This window comes from Phycisphaerae bacterium, assembly GCA_035275405.1.
GTDB lineage: Bacteria > Planctomycetota > Phycisphaerae > UBA1845 > UTPLA1 > DATEMU01.
The window spans coordinates 143407-162274 of sequence record DATEMU010000012.1 but is presented as its reverse complement, the minus strand read 5'-3'; the positions used below and the strand labels follow the sequence as shown (position 1 = coordinate 162274).

The window sequence follows — 18868 nt, the reverse complement described above, 5'->3', positions numbered from 1 at the left end:
CGGAGGGTCCGTGGTTCTCGTCAAACGGGCCGGGAAAGGGCTTTCTGTCAAGAAAAACGGCCGCCACGGACATCCCCCTCCCGTGTCCGCAGCGGCCGAATCCATGTTGGCGACGCAAATCTCGCCAAAACTTCAACGCATGAGCGGCGAACTCCCTCTTTCCCGCCGCCGTGAAAATCGGATGCCCATCATCCCAAGGAGCATCGCGAGCATCGACGTGGCGCTGACGGCCCCGCACAAGCCGCAGCTTGCGCTGGGGGTGATCGGGGCGGGATTGTCCGCCTGCAAGCCCGGGGCGCCCGGCTCGACGATGATCCCGTTCGCCTCCAGATCGTGATCGCCGCGCATGCCGTCCACGAGGTGGAGGTGGACCACGTTGTCGGCGATCTCCGCACCGGTCGTTCCGTCGAAGAGGAAGCTGTAATAGTGGTCGACGGGGATGACCGGCGACGGGCCGAACTTGTAGTAGGTGTTCATCGCCGGATCCGAATGCATGATCATGTCGACCACGATCGCGCTGCCGACCGGGAAGATCCCTTCCACGTTGAACTTGAAGAACCCTCTCGGGAAGGTCACATCCGGCGGCACGATCACTTCATCCGGCGGTAACAGGGCCATGACGCCCGTCAGCCGCGTCCCGGCCGGGGAGACGATCGTCACGAATTCGCCGTAGATATCCCGGAAACAGGCGACGTTGTCCTGGAGGCTGTCCGGAATGCCGTCGCTGTTTCCATCGCCGTTATTCGGGCATTCGTCTTCTTCGTCCGGCGAGATGTTATCGTCGTCGTCGGGCACCCAAGTCTTCGTCGCGGTGCAGAGGATGGGCACGCCGTCGACTTCGCCGGTCGCCTGGATCGTGTCGGTTCCGGGACCGCCCGCGCCGGTGTAAGTAAACGAGGAGTGCCCCGCTCCGTTGGTCGTGTTCATTAACACCAGGCCCGTATTGGGACCGCTGATGATGTTGTAGGTAATGTCAATGCCGGGCGCGGGAGCGCCGTTTTTCAGAACCGTGATTGTCACGGTGTGCTGAGTGTTTTCCTGATTGGTATCCGCGGCCGGCGCCAGCGAGCAAGAGGCGCTGATCCACGTCTTGGTCGCCTCGCACTGGAACGGCACACCCGAGATGGTGCCCGACGCACGGATCGTGTCCGTGCCCGGATTGCCGTTGCTCAGATAGCTGAGGCTCGCCTGCCCGGCAGGATTGCCGTTCAGTGGGCCGGTTTGGACGAAGTTCGCGAACCCGGCGTTGGGTCCGGCAAGGATGTTGACGGCCACGAGCTGGTTCGCAGCGGGAGCGCCGTCCTTGGTGACGCTGATCGTCAGGTTGTGCAGCGTCCCGACCAGATTGGTATCGTCGAGCGGCACAATATCGCATCCCACATCGATCCACTCCTTGGTGGCTTCGCAGTGAACGTCCACACCGTCCACGACCGTGTCGGCGGCGATGGTGTCCGTTCCCGGCGTCCCATTGCTGGTGTAGGTAAACGAGGCTTGGCCGTTGACATCCGTCACTCCGACGCCCGCGGCGTTGTTGGTGCCGGTCACCGTGAAGTTGACGATCGCGTTGACCGCCGGCGTGTCCGGCGGTTCGGTCCGCAAGACCGTCACGGTTACGGTGTGGTCTTCGCCTACCTGGTTCGTGTCCGTGAACGGATCGATCAGACAGCCGCTGTCGACCCATTCTTTCGTCGCCTCACAATTGAAGGCCACGCCGTCGATAGTGCCCGATGCAGTAATCGTGTCGGTCCCCGGCGTCGGCCCACCCATGTATTGGAAGGGCGCTGCGAACTGGCCGGCCGCATCGGTCAGGATCATCTGCGGGGCCACCGCCGCGGCGTTCGGGCCGGCCGTCACGTCGATCGTGACGCTTACGCCCGCCGCCGGAACGCCCGGTCGGCGCAACAACGTGATGTTCACCTCATGCGCTGTATTGACCCGGTTCACATCCGTGGGCGGATCCAACTCGCACGTCGGGTCGATCCATTCCTTGATCGCGAGGCATTCAAACGGAACACCATTGATGGTCCCATTGGCGCGGATCGTATCGACGCCGGCCAGTCCGTTGCTCATGTACGTGAAATCGGCCGCTCCGGCCGTCGTTGTATCCGATCCGCCCGCCAAGACGTTCGGACCGGCAAGGACCACGAAATTTACTATGGTTCCGTCGGGGGCATCGAGGCCCGGCCCGCTTTCCACGTCCACGTTTACCGTCTGCATCCCACCCACGATGGATGGCGCCATCGGCGCGATCACGCAGCTTGGGACGACTTCCCACGTCTTGGTTGCCGTGCATTCGAAATCCGCCCCGCCCGGCGGCCCGCCAATGGTTCCGAACACGCGGATTTCGTCTGTGCCCGGGTTGCCATTGCTCGGATAACTGAAAGTGACCGTACCATCAATGAGGTTGGTAATGTCCGCGTCGGCGAATGGCGCGTTCGGCCCCGAAACGATTTCGAAGTTAACGGCCACGACGGGAGCGGGGACGCCGCCGTTTTCCGTCACGGTCACCGTGACCTGGTGGATCGTTCCCACCGGGTTCGTATCCGTGGGCGGATCAATCGAACACTGCGCGTCGATCCACTCTTTGGTGGCTTCACAATGAATGTCCACGCCGTCCACCACGGTGTCAGCCTCGATCGTGTCCAGGCCCGGCGTCCCGTTGCTCGTGTAGGTGAACGAGGCCTGGCCGTTTACATCCGTGACTCCGACCCCCGCATCGACGTTAATCCCGGATACGGTGAAGTTCACGATCGCATTGACCGCCGGGTCCGGTGAGGTCGTCCGCAGGACCGTCACCGTGACCGTGTGGTCTGTCCCCGCCTGGTTGGTATCTGAGAAGGGATCGATCGCGCAGCCGCTGTCGATCCACTCCTTGGTCGCCTCGCACATGAATGCGACGCCGTCGATCGTCCCCGAGGCCGTAATGGTATCCGTGCCTGCTGTCGCCCCGCCCATGTATAGGAACGGCGCCACGAAATGGCCCGCCGCGTCCGTCATGATCATTTGTGGAGCCACCGCCGCATTGGGACCGGCGGTCACGTCGATCGTGACGGTGACCCCAGCCGCTGGTACGCCGGGCCGGCGCAAGAGCGTGATGTCCACCGAATGAACCGAATTCACCGCATTGACGTCCGCGGGAGGATCCAGCATGCAGGTGGGTTGGATCCATTCTTTCGTCTGGATGCACTCGAACGCCGCGCCGGCAATCGATCCGCTGGCGCGAAGCGTATCCAAGCCGGCGCCGCCGACGTCGTTGTAATTGAAGGTCGCGATGCCCGCCGCGGTGGGTTGCACATCGACGTGCCCCGCATTGGGGCCGCTCAGGATCGTCAGCGTCACCGGCGTGCCGTCCGGCGCATCGACGCCGGGCCGCCGTTCCACGTCTACAGCGACTAACTGCGCGCCGCCCGCGGCAGTCGGCGGAAGCGCTGCAATGCTGCACGTCGGGCTGATCCACTCCACCGCGTTCGGATCGGTGCAGATGAAGGGCACCGCGCCAATCAGGCCGGTCGCCTGAATCGTGTCGATACCGGTGTTCGGACCACCCGCGTAAACGAAAGTGGCCTGACCGAGGGCATTCGTTGCCACAACGCCACCGGCGCCGAGATTGGGTCCCGCCGTCACACTAAACGTCACATCGACGCCCGCCACCGGCGTTCCGCCGTTCTGCGTGAGCGTCGCCGTGACGGCGTGCAGCGTATTGACAGGTCTTAATATTCCGCTGGGTGATAAGAGGCAACTCGCGGTGATCCACTGCACATCGACGCTTCCTGCTGCCGCGCCGAGCGTCGCCGCAATCGTGATCGGGGGGTCTTCGCCCGTCGGGCTGGTCACTTCAAAAGTGCCCTGGCCGTTGGCGTCGAACAGCGTCAGGACGGGGATCGTCGCCGTGTTGTTCAGATTGTCGTTGATCGTCAGTGCATTGGCCGCGCCGCCCGACGCAAAGGTCCGTATCGCCGCGCCGCCGGTTGCCGTAATGGTAATGGGCGACTCCGGGGCGAAATTGGGGATGGGATTGTCGCACAAGTCCCGCGCCGTCAAAGTAATGACGATCGGGCTGCCCGCCACCTGAATCAACGGCGCGGCGCTAACATCGAAATGGTCCAGACCCGCATTGGGTGCGCCCGTCGCACCCGGTACCACCGTTACATCCACGAGGGGAACATCCACGAGTACCGTGCTGCCGCCCGGTCCTGGCGTCACCGTCAGGAGGATGTCTGCCGCGTCGCCCACGGTCCCGCCGATGCAGTCCACCGCACGGAGGCGCAGGTCGGGAAACTCCACCGTCGAGGGAATCGTGCTGGCGACTGTCACGGTGAAGACGATCGTGTTGGCGGCGGGGATTTCAATGCCGCCGTTGGCCAGCGTGAGGTCGCCGGGGGCCTGCACGATGGCGGAGGCCGGAATAGTGGTATCAAAGACGAAATGCGTAGGCGCAGTAAGCGTAAACGTTGTGCCCGCGGGCCAATCCGTGTTGGCCGAGGCGGCGATCTCCGGCGCGAGGTCCACCGTATCGAACGCCCCCGTTACCGCTGAATTCGCATCGACCGTCATCGTGCCCTGTGCGAAGCTGTCCACGGCGCGAGCGGTGGAGGCGGACAGGGCGAATAAGCCGATCGCGGCCAACACCATGCATCGCATTGGCGTTGCCAGGGCCTTCGCAGGCCGATTGATTCCCACGGACGATGTAAATCTCGAGGACATGATCATTACCCCTCTGTTCTGAATTACGCCACTGAAGCAATCGACTTGCCCGCGTCGGCCCTTGCGCGGCGCGCCCGAGTCGCAGACTCACGGCAGCGCTCGAAGCAGGCCGGTTCACTAATCGAGCAAGCAATGCACCTTGAAACGTCCCTCCCAATTCGGTGATGAAATGCGAAGCCAATGATATTGGCTCGCCATCCCGTCAACCGAGTCACGCGAATCGCTTCCCCAAGTCGCGCGATAATCTCCCCGAACTTGAAGCATCTGAAACAAGGCGGCCCCGACGACCCGCGACTCGGTTGAGCCGGGCGGTACGGCGAAGCGACCGGGAAGCTCTGGGTCCTCAAACCACGATTGTACTAAGACGCATAACCCAACGCCAGTCTGGAACGGGTTTTTTATAGGGAACGTTCGACAATTTCAGCGCGCGGTGCTCAACGGAGCGGCAAAGATAAACGGCGGCCGATGCGCTGTCCGCGTCCGAGAATTGTGGTTCGTCCGAAAACTATGGCACCGCACTTCCATATGTCGTGCGAACCACGTCGTCGCATTAAGCGTTAACCGGTTGAAACCCGGATCGAGGGCGAATACTGGTCCAGGAAACGTCAGAACGAAATGACGGCGCGCGCAGGGGTGGCAATAAAACCCGCCCCAACATTGACTTTTGGAGGCTTTTATGGTGAACTAGACGCAAGGCGCTATCACACTTGTCTCGCAGTGATTCGAGGATTGGCGCGGCAGATTAGTTCGCCGCGCCGCCTGGTCGAGCGAGGGGGACATCGTATTGGGGTACCCCGCCGCGTGGAAACGCTGGAGGATGAACGATGAATATTCTACATCAACGCAATTTGTTCAAAATGAAATCAGTGCTCTGCGCGCTGCTCGCGCTTTACGGACCCATCGCCCTGACCGGCTGTGGAAACAACATGCTGGGGCCGGCCGTTCCACTTGCGCAGATTCAGATCCCGCTGGGCCCGGACCATCCACTGACGGCCGCGCTCGCCGGAACCACCTTTCAGGGCGCCGTCGCGATGGATATTCTCCCGGTCGCGCGACAATTCCGACTTGTCTTCCGCGACGAAGAGCGCCAAGTCTCCGGTTCGTATGACTTTCAAGGCGGCGAAATCATTCTGACCGGGGTCGATTTCAAGAACACGACCGGTGCGGCCAGCGTTCAATTCGACCCGCAGCGTCGGGTCGAGAGTATTACGACGTCCGCCGGGGAAGCGTGGGTCCGCCCCGCCGATGACGTTGCGAGGGCCGTGGAGACCGGCGATGCGGCGAATGCCTATATCGCCGCCAATGCCGACTTGATCGCGATCGCGCAGTCCATGGACGAAAACCGCGGCGCGGCATCGCCGACATCGAATTCGAGCACCGGCGGGTCATCGACGACGCCCGGCGTCATCGTACAAAACAAGCCGAATCAAGCCGACGCCCTGATCCTGAACGCCGTCCTTGCTTCCATCGCCGCAATTTGGGCTCCCGTCGCAGGCATACTGTATCCGCTGTTGGCGTTCTTCACTGTCGCGACCATCGTCGAAAAAACGTCCGTCGCTCGTTTCAATGGGACCTGGTCGGCGACCAACGCCAACGCCAATTTGCTCGTCACCATCAACGACGGCAAAATCACGAAACTGGTCGATGCGGATTCCGATCACGAACTGACGATTGTTGATTCCCGGCTGGACCGATTGGACGGCGCGCGGGTCACCTGGATCGTCCTGGCCACTGTTCTGGGGCAGGAGACCGAGGTCGAATTCGCCTTTGACGTCGAGGAAATGTCCAACGGCACATTGGAAGGCACGCTCACTGCGGTGGGTAGTTCATTCGCAAGAGTCCCGGTCACGATGACGCGCATCTAGCGGGGGGCGCGCTGCGGTCATCCTTAAACAATTGGGGGTGCGTTGCACGTTCGCAGTGGCGTTCGGAGGGGCGTCTTGGACCGTGTTCTCTGGGTTCCCGGACCTGTTACTCCATGCCGATCGCGTCGACGGCGCTTCGTTGGCGCGGCAGCATGCCCTCCCGTCTCGCCACCCTTTTCATTTCGTCATACTGCACGAGGTCGAGCGTCGGCCTCTCCCGGAAAGAAGGAGCTATCAGAATGAATACGTCCATACGCATTGTCACTTTCGTCACGCTGGGGCTTTGCGCGATCGGTCCCGCGGCCCTCGCACAATCGCCCGCCAGTTCTTCCATTACTTACCAGGGGAGGTTAGCCCTCGACGGTCTCGCCGTTAATGAAGACTGCGATGTCGTCTTCCGGCTGTATAACGCGGCCGACGGCGGAAATCTTGTCGCCCAGGTCGGCGATGAATTCAGCCCCCGCATTGTCGCCGTCCGCAAGGGACTGTTCACCCAACCGCTGGATTTTGGCGCCGGCGCCTTTGACGGCGGCGAGCGCTGGCTGGAAATCGCGGTGCGACCAACGGGGACCTACGGAGCGTACTCGGTGCTCAGTCCGCGCCAGTGTGTGACGCCGACGCCCTATGCGCTGCACGCGCTGACCGGCGGCGACGGCGCGAGCCTCGACCAGGCCTACAACAAAGGCGGGCCCGGCGCCGGTCGGACGATCCATGCGACGAACGGCCCGATGAGCATCGAAGGCGATGGCGGTCTCGTCGTCTCCGGCAATGTGGGCATCGGCACGCAAACACCCGCGTCGAAACTCGAAGTGGCGGGCGTCGTCCATTCCACCAATGGCGGATTCATGTTTCCCGACGGCTCGGTACAGGTCACGGCAGCCACCGGCGGCGGCGGTCTCGATCCACGCGTGACCCCCGGCTGCACCGATGCGCCTGATGGTTCACCGGTTGACGTGCTTTGCGTCGATAACGACGGCCATGTCACTGTCGGCTACAACGGCGTGCCCCCCGGCGCGCCCTTCGATTTGGACGTCGACGGGAACATTCGCTCCACAAATAATGTTTATGTCGAGGGGATTCTCGGGATAGGGACAACGACGCCGACATTCAGGCTCCACATCAATGGGGGAGATTTGGGTGTGGATAACTATGGCGCCCCTATGACCCTCATGGGAAGGCGAGCGAACGGCACGCCGGCGTTGCCCGCGGCCGTCGTGAACGGAGATGCTTTGGCCACATTTAGAGCCAGAGGCTATGATGGAATCGGATTCACCAACGCGAGTAGCGCTCTCATCAGTATGTCGGCGACGGAAAATTGGACGCCGGCGGCGCAGGGCGCCAATATCACTTTCCATACGAGTCCGAACGGTTCAACAGCGGCCAGCCTCCAGGAACGGATGCGCATCGACCAAAATGGCAACGTCGGTATTGGCCTCGCCGCGCCGGCCGAACGGCTCGATATCAACGGCACTGCGAAGATGACGGGCTTTAGTCTTCCCACCGGCGCCTCGGCGGGCCACGTTTTAACCTCCGATGGCGCAGGCGCTGGTACCTGGCAAACGCCAACGGCGCCACCGACCGGCCCGGCCGGCGGAGACCTGACGGGCACCTATCCCAATCCAACGATCGCGGCGAACGCCGTGGATAGCGGCAAGATTGCTGATGGTCAGGTGATGACGGCCGACATCGCCAATGACGCCGTGACGAGTGGCAAAATCGCCGACGGTCAGGTGATGACCGCCGATCTCGCCAATGACTCGGTCGACCATAACAAGCTGGCGTCGGACCCGATGTCGCTGGTTGAAGTTTCCGGCGGCGTGATGCAGGTGGCTGGCGCGAATATTGACATACCCGCGCCCGGGAAACTTCTGGTTGACTTTATTTCCAGCCATAGCCCGCTGGAATTGCAGATCAACGGCACGACGGCGGTCTATATTTCGGATCCCGACCGCTTCGTCGGCATCGACACGACCAGCCCTGAGGTCCGCCTCCATGTCACCAACGGTACGGATGTCGGCGGCGCGTCGGGCGGATTCCTTCAACTGGGTCTTACCGCGGGTGTCAACATCGGGATCGACAACAACGAGATCCACGCTCGGAACAATGGCTCGCCGTCCCAATTGCATCTCAATGCGGAGGGGGCCAATGTCGTCATGGGCAGCATCGTCCCCGGCGGCAATTTCGGAATCGGGACCGGTACGCCCGATACAACCATCGATGCCCGGGACATTCAAGCCGTGGAGCGGCTCTACACCTTAAACCATGGTAACGGAGCCGTCATCGAATTGATCAATTTCACCCTGGGAACTCCCGCCTATCTGGGCGCCATTAACTTTTACAATAATCTCGGCCTCGCCGTGGGCCAGATCGGCTACCTCGGCGGCAATCAATTGGCTTTTCGCGTCAACTCGGCCGAAAGAGTGCGCATCGACGAAAATGGTAATATGGGCATTGGCACAACGACGCCGGCCTTTAAGCTCGACGTCATCGGCGATGTCAACGTCGCCGCTCCGCACAAACTGCACGTCGACACCATCACCAGCCACAGCCCATTGGCATTGCAGACCAGTGGCGAGACGCACATCCTGATTGACGACACGACCGGCAACGTCGGGATCGGCCCCAATGGCGTGGGCCCGCCGATGCCGCCGGAGGAAGCCCTGCACGTCAACGGCTGCATCAAGGCCGACTGCCTCAAGATTACCGCCGACAACGTCGTCGAAATCACCCCGCTCGTCATGACCCGCGCCGGCACCGGTCTGGAGCTGCTGCCCAACTCCAACGGCGTCGTCCGCATTCACCCGGTCGCGGCGGGCACTCAGAATGTCATGATCCCCATCAGCATCCCGAACTCGCTCTTCGGCGTGCAGCAGAAGCTGAAAAGTGTGGAGATCTGCTACAAAGCCACTTCGCCGACTACTTTCATCAACGCCTCCCGCGTTCGCGTGATGCGCGACGCCGGGACGTTTACGAATCTCATCGACGATCCCACGGACCGCAAGAGTACGTCGTGGATGTGTTTCACCATTGCCCCGCCCGCCGGATCGCCTCCGGACGTCTTCCCGCCGCTCGACGGCCCGTCCTTCATCAATCTGGAACTGTCCATCGGCGGCGTCGCGCCGTCGTACGACATCGAGATCGGCCGCATCAAACTGACGCTCACGGAGGAGGTGTAACATGACTCGCCGCGGACTCACCCTCTTGTTGTGTCTCGTCGCCGCGCCCGTGTTCGCCCAGAATTACGATCTGTCCTGGCATACCATCGACGGAGGCGGGACCGTCACTGCCGGCGCCGACGGCTATGAACTCGTCGGCACCATCGCCCAGGCCGATGCCGACGGCGACGTGGCCGAACTGACCGCCAACGGATATTCGCTGGTCGGTGGCTTCTGGGCCGCGGTCGCCCCGCACTGCACGTGTCTGGCAGACGTCAACGCCGACGAGAAGATCGACGGCGGCGATATCCAGCGGTTTCTCGATTGCGCGCTGGCAGACTCCGGCGATTGCGATTGCGCCGATCTTGACCGCTCCGGTCAGATCGCTCCGGCCGATGTTGCCGTTTTCGTCGACACGCTGCTTACCGAAATACAGTGCCCGTAAGACGAGTGGCGCTCTGCGTCACCACTCGACGCCCAAAATCAAACAATTCAGCCCGCTCCCGATCCCGCAGAAAGCCGTACGCTGGCCGCGCTCCAGGACGCCGCGCTCTTCGGCGATGGCCGCGGTGATGGGCAGCGAGACCGTGCCGATGTTGCCGAGGAACTCGTAGGTCGGGAAATCCTTTTCCGGCGAAACGCCGAGGGCTTTCATGACCGTCTCGCGGTGGGGCGCGCCGACCTGGTGGCAGATCGTGCGATTGACGGACTCGGCGGTCCAGCCCATTTCTTCGAGAAATGCGAACCACGTCTCGACACCGAGCTCGACCCCGTGTTCCAGCACGCCCGCGGCGTCGGTGTCCATTCGCATGGGGGCCGTCGAGGGCATGCCCGTATCCGGTCCCCAGCGGCATAGCTCGTGATACTTCGTGCGGCTGCGGATCACGCCGCCGAGCAGTCGATGACCGTTCGGCGCAAGCGACGAGTCGCAGACGACGACGCCGATTGCCCCGCTCCCGCCGGTCAGCGTGGCGAGGCACCAGCGGAAGTTTTCCATCGTCGGCTCGGCGAGCATCCGCTCGATGGTCAGATCGACGATCTGCCGCGCCGATTCGCACGAGACGACGAGCGCCGCGCGGACATGGCCGAGTTCGATCGCGCTTGCCGCCTGGACGATGCCGTTGATGACGCCGAGGCAGGCGTTGGAGACGTCGTAGATCTGCGTATTCGAGCCGAGGCCCAGCGCGCTGGCCGCCGCGCAGGCCGTCGCCGGCTCCAGATTATCGCGGCAGACGCCGCCGTAGATGAGCATGCCGATTTGATCAGCGGCCATGCCCGCCGCGCGAAGCGCCTTCGCCCCCGCCCGCGCCGCGCCGCCCGCCATTGTCACGCCCGGCTCCCAATAGCGCCGCTCGCGGATGCCGGTCAGCGCCTCCAACTGCCCCGGCTGGATGCGCAGCGTCTTGTAAAGCGGTGCAAGCCGTTGTTCGAGTTCCTGCGAGCTGACGACCTGCGCGGGCAGTTCGTAGCCGATGGCGGCGATGGATGACTTGCTAAATCGCATGGGGGGTATTCTAAGGGAAAGGACAGTGTGGCACAGGCTAACAGCCTGTGTTCGCACCGGCTGTTAGCCGGTGCCACACATTCTGACGACAGCGCGAGTTTTAGTGCGCCCGCACCTTCTTCACTTCCTCCGTGAGGAGCGGGACGAAAGTAAAGATGTCCGCCACAACGCCGTAGTCCGCGACTTTGAAGATCGGCGCTTCCTTGTCCGTATTGATCGCCACGATACGGCGGCTGCCGCGCATGCCCGCGAGGTGCTGGATCGCCCCGCTGATCCCGCAGGCGATGTAAAGCTGCGGCGTCACCGTCTTGCCCGTCAGGCCGACCTGCCGCGAGTGCGGCTGATAGCCCGCGTCGCAGGCGGCGCGGCTGGCGCCGACCGCGCCGTCGAGGGCGTGGGCGAGGTCGAAGATGATCTTGAAATTGTCCGCGCTCTTCAGGCTGCGACCGCCGGAGACGACGATCGACGCCTCGGTCACGTCCTTCTCCGCGCCGCCGGTCCGGGCGATTTCTTTGGTTGTCTGACGCTCGTCGCTCGCATCGGCGGCGTAGGGTACGCTCACGCGTTCGGCCTTCGCCCCGCCGGACGGAATGGGAAACGTGTTGGGGCGCACGGAGGCGATCTGCAATCGTGCGGGGTTGAAATGCACCTTCGACGTGGCTTTGCCATTGTAGATCGGCCGGCGGACCACCAGCGTACCGGTCGAGTCGAGCTCGAACTCGGTGCAATCCGTGGCGAGACCGGCGCTCAATCGCACCGCGACGCGCGGGGCGACGTCCCGCCCCATGAACGACGCGGCCAGCAGGACGATCTGCGGATCGGCCTTGCGGATCATTTCGACGATCGCGCGGGTGTACCTCAGCGGTTGATACATGGCCAGCGCCGCATCGCCGGTCGAATAGATGGTGGCCACACCGGTCGAATCGAGCTTGTCCGCCAAAGGCCCCAGGTCCTGGCCAACGAGCCCGGCCGTCACTTTTCCGCCGGTTTTGGCTGCCAGCTGGGTTGCGGCGCTGATCGCCTGGAGCGCGGCCGGCAGGATCGCGCCGCCGCGCTGTTCGATGAAAACAAAGATGTCCTTCGTCATGGTGCCACGGTCCTTTCGCAAATCCAATTTAGCGGATTCACGAAACCGTGGCTAGGGCCGCATCGATCTTCGCGGATTTGTGCACGGCCATGAGTCCAAGGCTCTTTTGCGCGAGCCGGACGTCGCACAGCCGTGACTTGAGCCAGCCGCGCATCGTCTGTTCGTAGAGCCGAGACTGGTTGGCGATGTGAAACTCGACGCGAGCGAGGGCCTCGCGGATGAGCGGCTCGCTCAGGAGTGTCTGACCGCGATGGTGCGCTTCGGCGCGCGCGAGGAACACGATGGCGTTGAAATCGTGGATGTGCTGGTGGACGCCCGCGACGATCGGCAGCCGCGTGCCGACGAGCAGCCGTGCCCAGAATCGCGAGCGGAAGTAGCGTGCCAGCAGCCTCGTCGCGGCCGGTTCAAGCTCACTGCGGACCGGATGCGCCAGAACGTCATCGATGGCAACATTGCGGGCCAGGACCCGCGAGGCGTACGCGCCGGAAAGCTGGGCCAGGGCCATCAGTCGGGGAATGCGGCTCATGCGCAGGAAGAGACCGTCGCGGCCCGTTTGGCCGGCGGACAGCGTGTCGGGGTGCAGCGTCGCGGCAAAGAGCATCCGCGCCGCCATCGGAGCGGCGGGGGGCGACGCGAAGGCCTCCACGCGGATCGAAGACGGCGCGGCGCTTGCGTCCGTCATGATCTTCGAAACCGACCGATCATCGATTACGCCATTCGGAGACTTCCGCAATCCCTCCTGCAAGGCGGCCAGTGTCGAGAGTAGTTCCGCGAAGCGGGTCCAGATGTCCGCCGCGCGGGCCTCGTCAAACAGGGTGAGGGCATGGTCACAGACGGCGTCATATTCCTCGTGCGTCAGCGTCGAGGCCGTATCGAATGGGATGCCGGCGCCGGCGCCCTTGTGCGGTTTCGAACTGGCCGGCAGGATCGAAGCAATGTCGGCCGATTGCCGGGTCAGCGGTTCGCCCTGGTTCGCTTGGACCGAGGGGCATCCGAAGTTCATCGCCAGGCGATCGTCGGTCCACGTCCGCGAGGGCAGGAACGGAAACTGGCGGCACATCGCCGGCTTGGCCTCCGCGCCAAGTTCCTTGTGGATGATGCAGAGACCGTCGGCATCGAGGAAGAGGCAGCGTGTCCCTTCGCCCTTGGCGAGGTCATAGAACCCATCGCGACCGTCCGCGGCGGGGGAATAAAACTGACGTCCGGCCAATTGGGGGTATTTGGAAAAATCGTGGGCGTGGAGGGCCTTGGCCTTGTCCGCCTCGATCATCGTCCGCCAGGGCTGATCGCAGCAGTGCGTGCAGCTTCCGCAGGAGAACCGGTCGTTTGTTTGGAGCAAAGGCAGTTGCATCGGCTATGGCCCCCTCCATCGGTCGGATAAAGGGCGACGACGCTTTACCTGAAGCCAACGGTCCAAGCCGATAACCGGCGGTTGCCCGTCAAAAGGGGCGGAGGACCATCAAAAAAAGGCCGGATTTTCGCGCGTGACCGAAGGCGGGCCTTTCGGCTCCAGTAGGTATGGACGCATACCTGCAAACCAACGAGCCGCGATCAGATCCCGACGGGTCGGGATCGGCGGCCTCGATGAGCAGGCCGGATAACGAGGAGTAGAGTCATGATCGCGATTTACGACGTACTGTTTGCCTTGGCGTTTGAAGTCACGAAGTTTGTCGGCGATGGCCTCTGGCCGCTGGTCCCTACCGTCTGATCGCCGCTCGTCGGCGCAAGGGCCGGTTAATAAAAGGGCTGCCTACGGGCAGCCTTTTTTATTGCGCGGGAGTTTTTCGATTTGGGACACCGTCCGTTAGCGCGAGCGCGTGGACACGAAAGCGCGCATAGCGCGGAGCGTCTCGTCGCTGACGTGGTGCTCGATGCCCTCGGCGTCGGAATGGGCGACCGGCTCGCTGACGCCGATGGCCGTCAGGAAGCGCGTCACGGTCTGGTGGCGCTGGCGGGAGGATTCGGCGAGGCGGCGACCGGCGTCGGTGAGGAAGATCGAGCGATAGGGGCGGGTGCTGACGAGGCCGCCCTTCTGCAGGCGGGCGATCGTCTTGGTGACAGTCACGTGAGTGACGCCCAGACGTTTGGCGATGTCGACGGCGCGGGCCTCGCCGCCGGCGTCGATCAAATCGGCGATCACTTCGACATAATCCTCGGCGATCTCGGCGGCGTGGGCCTGCCGCGTGCGGCGGTGGTGCAGGGCCTGCTTTTCCGGGCCGAGGAGGGCCGGGGCCGGGGACCGCAAGCGGGCCGTGGCGGATTTTCCTACCTTTTTCATCCTGTCCTCAACTACACACAGCCGAGGGCGGCTGTGCCACACCGCGAAAAAAGCGGCCGGCGTCGGCGCCTGCGGAATCGGGTTTTAGCCGATCCACCGCCGTGGGGGCAAGGCCCTCGCCCATGGAGATGGCGTCCGACTGTAACCGATGCTATATTTACTAGTCTAGGTTAGTTTCTGAAGCCGAGGTCTTCTTCGGAGGCAACGCGTTCCCATGACGGCAGCTCTTGGTAGGTTCACAACGGCGCTCCTGGCGGTCTCGATAGGGTGGATATCGCTGAGCGGCTGCCGCGATTCGGCCAATGCGGCGAAGCCGGGCGCATCGGCGAAGGGCCCGCTCGACGTCGTCTGCACGATCGGGATGATCACCGACGTGGTCCGCAATATCGGCGGGGAGCATATCACGGTCCACGGCCTCATGGGCGAGCACGTCGATCCGCACTTGTACAAGGCGACGCCGGCCGACCATCGGCTGCTGTCGAACGCGGACGCGATCTTCTACAACGGCGTGCATCTCGAAGGGCGGATGGCCGACCTGTTCGTGCAACTGGCCCGCAAGAAGGCCGTCTTCGCGGTCACCGAAAAGATTGATCCCACGCTCCTGCGCGAGCCGCCGGAATTCGCGGGGCAGTATGACCCGCATGTGTGGTTTGACGTGACACTGTGGATGAGCGCGGCGGAGCGGATTCGGGACGCGCTCATCGAGTTGCGGCCGGCGCAGAAGGCGGACTTCGAGAGCCGGGCGGCGCGCTATCTCGCGCAGATGACGGAGTTACACGAATTCTGCAAGAAGAAGATCGCCACGATTCCGCGAGATCGGCGCGTGCTGGTCACGGCGCACGACGCGTTCGGCTACTTCGGCCGGGCGTATGGGCTGGAGGTAATGGCGATTCAGGGGATCAGCACCGAGAGCGAGGCGGGGCTGAAGACGATGAACAGCCTGGTGGACGCCCTGGTCCAGCGGCGGCTGCCGGCCGTCTTCGTGGAGAGCAGCGTCAATCCGCGTTACATCCAGGCGCTCGTAGAGGGCTGCAAAGCCCGCGGCCACGACGTCAAGATCGGCGGCGAGTTGTTCAGCGACGCGATGGGCAAGGACGGCACGCCGGAAGGCACGTACCTCGGAATGGTTCGGCATAACGTGGACACGATTGTGAAGGCGCTGACACCATGACCCACGTCGCAGCCTCTGAAAAGGAGGCGGATTATGTCAGCGCGACGCCCGCGCCGGCCGCGGTGCCTGCCGTCGAGGTACACGACGTCACGGTAGCCTACTATCGCAAGCCCGTGCTGTGGGACGTTGATCTGCAACTACCCAGCGCGCGGCTCATCGGCGTCGTCGGTCCCAATGGAGCGGGCAAGACGACGCTTATCAAGGCAATCCTCGGGCTGATCCCGTTGGCCAGCGGGCACATCGAGGTCTTCGGGCAACCGCTCAAGACCCTGCGCCGCCGCGTCGGCTATGTCCCGCAGCGCGAAACCATCGACTGGGATTTCCCCGTCAGCGCGCTCGATGTCGTGCTGATGGGCCGGTACGGTCGGATCGGCTGGTGCCGGCGGCCGGGTCAGAAGGACCGCACCGCGGCGATGGCCGCCCTGGAACGCGTGGGCATGGCCGAGTACGCCCACCGCCAGATCAGCCAGCTTTCCGGCGGCCAGCAGCAGCGCGTGTTTCTCGCGCGGGCCCTGGTGCAGGAAGCGGACCTGTATCTCATGGACGAACCATTTGCCGGCGTGGACGCCGCGACGGAGTCCGCCATCGTCGAATTGCTCCGTGAACTCCGCGCCACCGGCCGTACGGTCGTCGCCGTACACCACGATTTGCAGACCGTCGCGGACTATTTTGATTACCTCGTCATGCTCAACATGCGGATCGTCGCGGCCGGGCCGACGGAGGAAGTGTTCACGCCGAAAAAGCTGCACGAGACGTACGGGGGGCGGCTGACGCTGCTCGATGAGGCGGCCGAGGCGCTGCGCCGCACGGCGGGCGGGCGGCCGGGGCTGCGATGAGCGACGAACTCTACCGATTGCTGACGCTCCAGGATTGGAATACGCGGATCGCGCTGGCGGGGACGGGTCTCCTTGGCGCGGCGTCGGGGGTGATCGGTTCGCTGGCGGTGTTGCGGCGGCGGGCGCTGATGGGCGATGCGCTGGCCCATGCCGCGCTGCCGGGGTTGTGGGCGGCGTTCTTCGTAATGCGCGAGCGGCATTTCGCGGGGCTGCTTCTGGGCGCGGCTCTGGCCGGGACGCTCGGCGTGCTCATTGTCGTAGCGCTGCGGCGTTACACACGAATCAAGGAAGATGCGGCCATCGGCATTGTGCTCAGTGTATTCTTCGGCGCGGGGATGTGCCTCTCGCGCATCCTTCAATCCGCCGGTATTGGCAACACTGCAGGGCTCGATTCGTTCATCTTCGGCAAGGCCGCGTCCATGCTCGGCGAGGACGTGCGGGCCATCGCTACCGTCGCGGCGGTCGTGATCGGCTGCGTCGTCCTGTTTTACAAGGAGTTTCGGCTGCTGTGCTTCGATCGCGAGTTCGCGGGAGCGCTGGGCTGGCCCGTGCTGCTGCTCGACGTCTGGCTGATGGCCCTGCTCGTACTATGCACAGTCATCGGACTGCCTGCCGTTGGTGTCGTGCTGATGGCGGCACTGCTCATTACGCCCGCGGCGGCGGCGCGGTTCTGGACCGATAGGCTGTCGTGGATGATCGTGCTGGCGGCAATTTTCGGGGCGCTGTCGGGCCTGATTGGCAGCGGTCTCAGTGCGTTGTACACACACCTTTCGACCGGCCCGGCGGTCGTGCTGGCGGCCGCGTCTTTTTTCACGATCTCGATGCTCTTCGCCCCGCGGCGCGGCGTCGTGACCGACGCATTCAAGCGGTGGCAACTGCGCCGCAAGATCGGCCTGCAAAACCTGCTGCGGACGATGTTCGAATTATCCGAGCGGCGGCGGGGCGGGCGGCCGACGTACCGGCTGGAGGAGATCGAGGGCGGCCGCGCATGGACGCGGCAGATCGCGCACCTGCAACTGGCTCGCGCGGCGCGGGAAGGACTGGTCTACGAGGCCCTGGACGGTTACGGCCTGACGCCCGCCGGGCGGGAAGCGGCGGAGCGCGTGGTCCGCGCGCACCGGCTGTGGGAGATGTTTCTCGTCGAACATGCATCGATCGCGCCGGATCACGTGGACCGTGACGCGGACCAGATTGAGCACATCCTGCCACCGGAACTCTTGCGGGAGCTTGAAGAGAAGCTGCAAGCCGAGGGCCGACTGCCCGCCGTGCCGCAGTCGCCACACGTGCTCGGAGAATCGGCGGTATGACGACGCTGGCCTTTATCACGAGCGACGATGCGTGGGTGATGACCGCGGGCGTGCTGTGCAACGTCTCTTGCGGACTGCTCGGCTGCTACCTGGTGCTGCGGCGGATGTCGCTCTTGGGCGACGCGATCACGCACGCGATCCTGCCGGGGCTGGCCCTGGCCTTCATGATCACGAACTCGCGGCACATTTTTCCCATGATGATCGGCGCGCTGGTGGTGGGCTTGCTCACGGCGTTTCTGACACAGGCCCTGTCGCGCTGGGGGAAGGTGCCGGAGGATTCATCGATGGGCGTGGTCTTCACGTCGCTCTTTGCGCTGGGCGTGCTGATGATCACCGTCGTCGCCGACGACGTGGACCTCGATCCCGGCTGCGTGCTGTATGGCGACATCGGCGCGACGCCGGGCTTTCCGCTGATCATCGGGGATTGGGAGGCCCCCGTGCCGCGGCAGGTGGCGATCCTCGGCGTCGTGCTGCTCGTCAATCTTGCGGCGATCGGGCTGTTCTACAAGGAGCTGAAGGTCGTGTCGTTCGATCCTATGCTCGCCGTCAGCATGGGCATCAACGCCACACTCGTTCACTATGGACTCATGACGCTCGTCGCGGGCACGGCCGTCGCGTCGTTCGAGTCCGTCGGTTCAATCCTCGTCGTGGCGATGCTCATCGCCCCACCGGCGACCGCGCACCTGCTGACCGATCGGCTGAGCGTGATGCTCGTGCTCTCCGCACTGCTCGGGGCGATTGCCGCGATCGCAGGCTATCTCATCTCCGCCTACGTGATCGATACTCCCCCCGCCGCGATGATGGCGGTGGTCGCCGGAGCGCAATTTGCCTTGGCGGTCTTTTTCGCCCCGCGATATGGGCTCATCAGCAGTCGCCTGCGACAACCATCATTGACCATGCCGGCCCGACCCTGGCAGACCGAGGATCCCGGACGGATATAGTCGCTGTAAATCGCTATCCT

12 protein-coding genes are annotated in these 18868 nt (G+C 63.6%); 7 read left to right on the top strand and 5 right to left on the bottom strand.

Annotation, left to right across the window (positions count from 1 at the left end):
• Window positions 1-132: 132 nt before the first annotated feature.
• The gene (locus tag VJZ71_13490; GenBank protein ID HKQ49078.1) at window positions 133-4704 is read right to left on the bottom strand and encodes an Ig-like domain-containing protein; all 4572 of its coding nucleotides are present in this window, start codon (window positions 4702-4704) and stop codon (window positions 133-135) included.
• A gap of 824 nt (window positions 4705-5528) precedes the next feature.
• On the opposite strand from VJZ71_13490, the gene VJZ71_13485 reads away from it, so the two are divergent.
• The 3 genes from VJZ71_13485 to VJZ71_13475 all read left to right on the top strand — a co-directional run bounded on the left by VJZ71_13485 (window position 5529) and on the right by VJZ71_13475 (window position 10169).
• On the top strand, window positions 5529-6569 hold the full coding sequence (locus VJZ71_13485; protein ID HKQ49077.1) for a hypothetical protein: 1041 nt from the start codon (window positions 5529-5531) through the stop codon (window positions 6567-6569).
• A gap of 239 nt (window positions 6570-6808) precedes the next feature.
• Window positions 6809-9745, top strand: coding sequence for a hypothetical protein (locus tag VJZ71_13480; protein ID HKQ49076.1), 2937 nt, complete (start codon window positions 6809-6811; stop codon window positions 9743-9745).
• Between the two features lies 1 nt (window position 9746).
• Complete coding sequence (locus tag VJZ71_13475) at window positions 9747-10169, top strand: hypothetical protein (GenBank protein ID HKQ49075.1); 423 nt, start codon at window positions 9747-9749, stop codon at window positions 10167-10169.
• Window positions 10170-10187: 18 nt separating this feature from the next.
• On the opposite strand, the gene VJZ71_13470 is transcribed toward VJZ71_13475, so the two are convergent.
• The 4 genes from VJZ71_13470 to mntR form a co-directional block, all read right to left on the bottom strand.
• Complete coding sequence (locus VJZ71_13470) at window positions 10188-11228, bottom strand: 3-oxoacyl-ACP synthase III (GenBank protein HKQ49074.1); 1041 nt, start codon at window positions 11226-11228, stop codon at window positions 10188-10190.
• Window positions 11229-11328: 100 nt separating this feature from the next.
• On the bottom strand, window positions 11329-12315 hold the full coding sequence (locus tag VJZ71_13465; GenBank protein HKQ49073.1) for an electron transfer flavoprotein subunit alpha/FixB family protein: 987 nt from the start codon (window positions 12313-12315) through the stop codon (window positions 11329-11331).
• A 37-nt stretch (window positions 12316-12352) separates the two neighbouring features.
• Window positions 12353-13666 (bottom strand): YkgJ family cysteine cluster protein, encoded by a 1314-nt coding sequence (locus tag VJZ71_13460; GenBank protein HKQ49072.1) that lies wholly within the window; start codon window positions 13664-13666, stop codon window positions 12353-12355.
• Between the two features lie 453 nt (window positions 13667-14119).
• Window positions 14120-14593, bottom strand: coding sequence for a manganese-binding transcriptional regulator MntR (gene mntR, locus VJZ71_13455; GenBank protein ID HKQ49071.1), 474 nt, complete (start codon window positions 14591-14593; stop codon window positions 14120-14122).
• A 214-nt stretch (window positions 14594-14807) separates the two neighbouring features.
• Here mntR and VJZ71_13450 point away from each other — a divergent pair, with 214 nt between their 5' ends.
• From VJZ71_13450 to VJZ71_13435, 4 genes are read left to right on the top strand one after another with little or no spacing between them, the layout of a single operon-like run.
• A complete protein-coding gene (locus tag VJZ71_13450) occupies window positions 14808-15764 on the top strand; it encodes a zinc ABC transporter substrate-binding protein (protein HKQ49070.1) in 957 nt (318 codons plus the stop codon).
• The gene (locus VJZ71_13445; protein ID HKQ49069.1) at window positions 15761-16600 is read left to right on the top strand and encodes an ABC transporter ATP-binding protein; all 840 of its coding nucleotides are present in this window, start codon (window positions 15761-15763) and stop codon (window positions 16598-16600) included. Before VJZ71_13450 ends, VJZ71_13445 begins: the two co-directional genes overlap by 4 nt.
• Entirely contained in the window at window positions 16597-17907 is a 1311-nt protein-coding gene (locus VJZ71_13440) for an iron chelate uptake ABC transporter family permease subunit (GenBank protein ID HKQ49068.1), read from the top strand. The genes VJZ71_13445 and VJZ71_13440 overlap by 4 nt, the downstream gene beginning before the upstream one ends.
• Entirely contained in the window at window positions 17904-18848 is a 945-nt protein-coding gene (locus tag VJZ71_13435; protein HKQ49067.1) for a metal ABC transporter permease, read from the top strand. The genes VJZ71_13440 and VJZ71_13435 overlap by 4 nt, the downstream gene beginning before the upstream one ends.
• Window positions 18849-18868 lie beyond the last annotated feature (20 nt).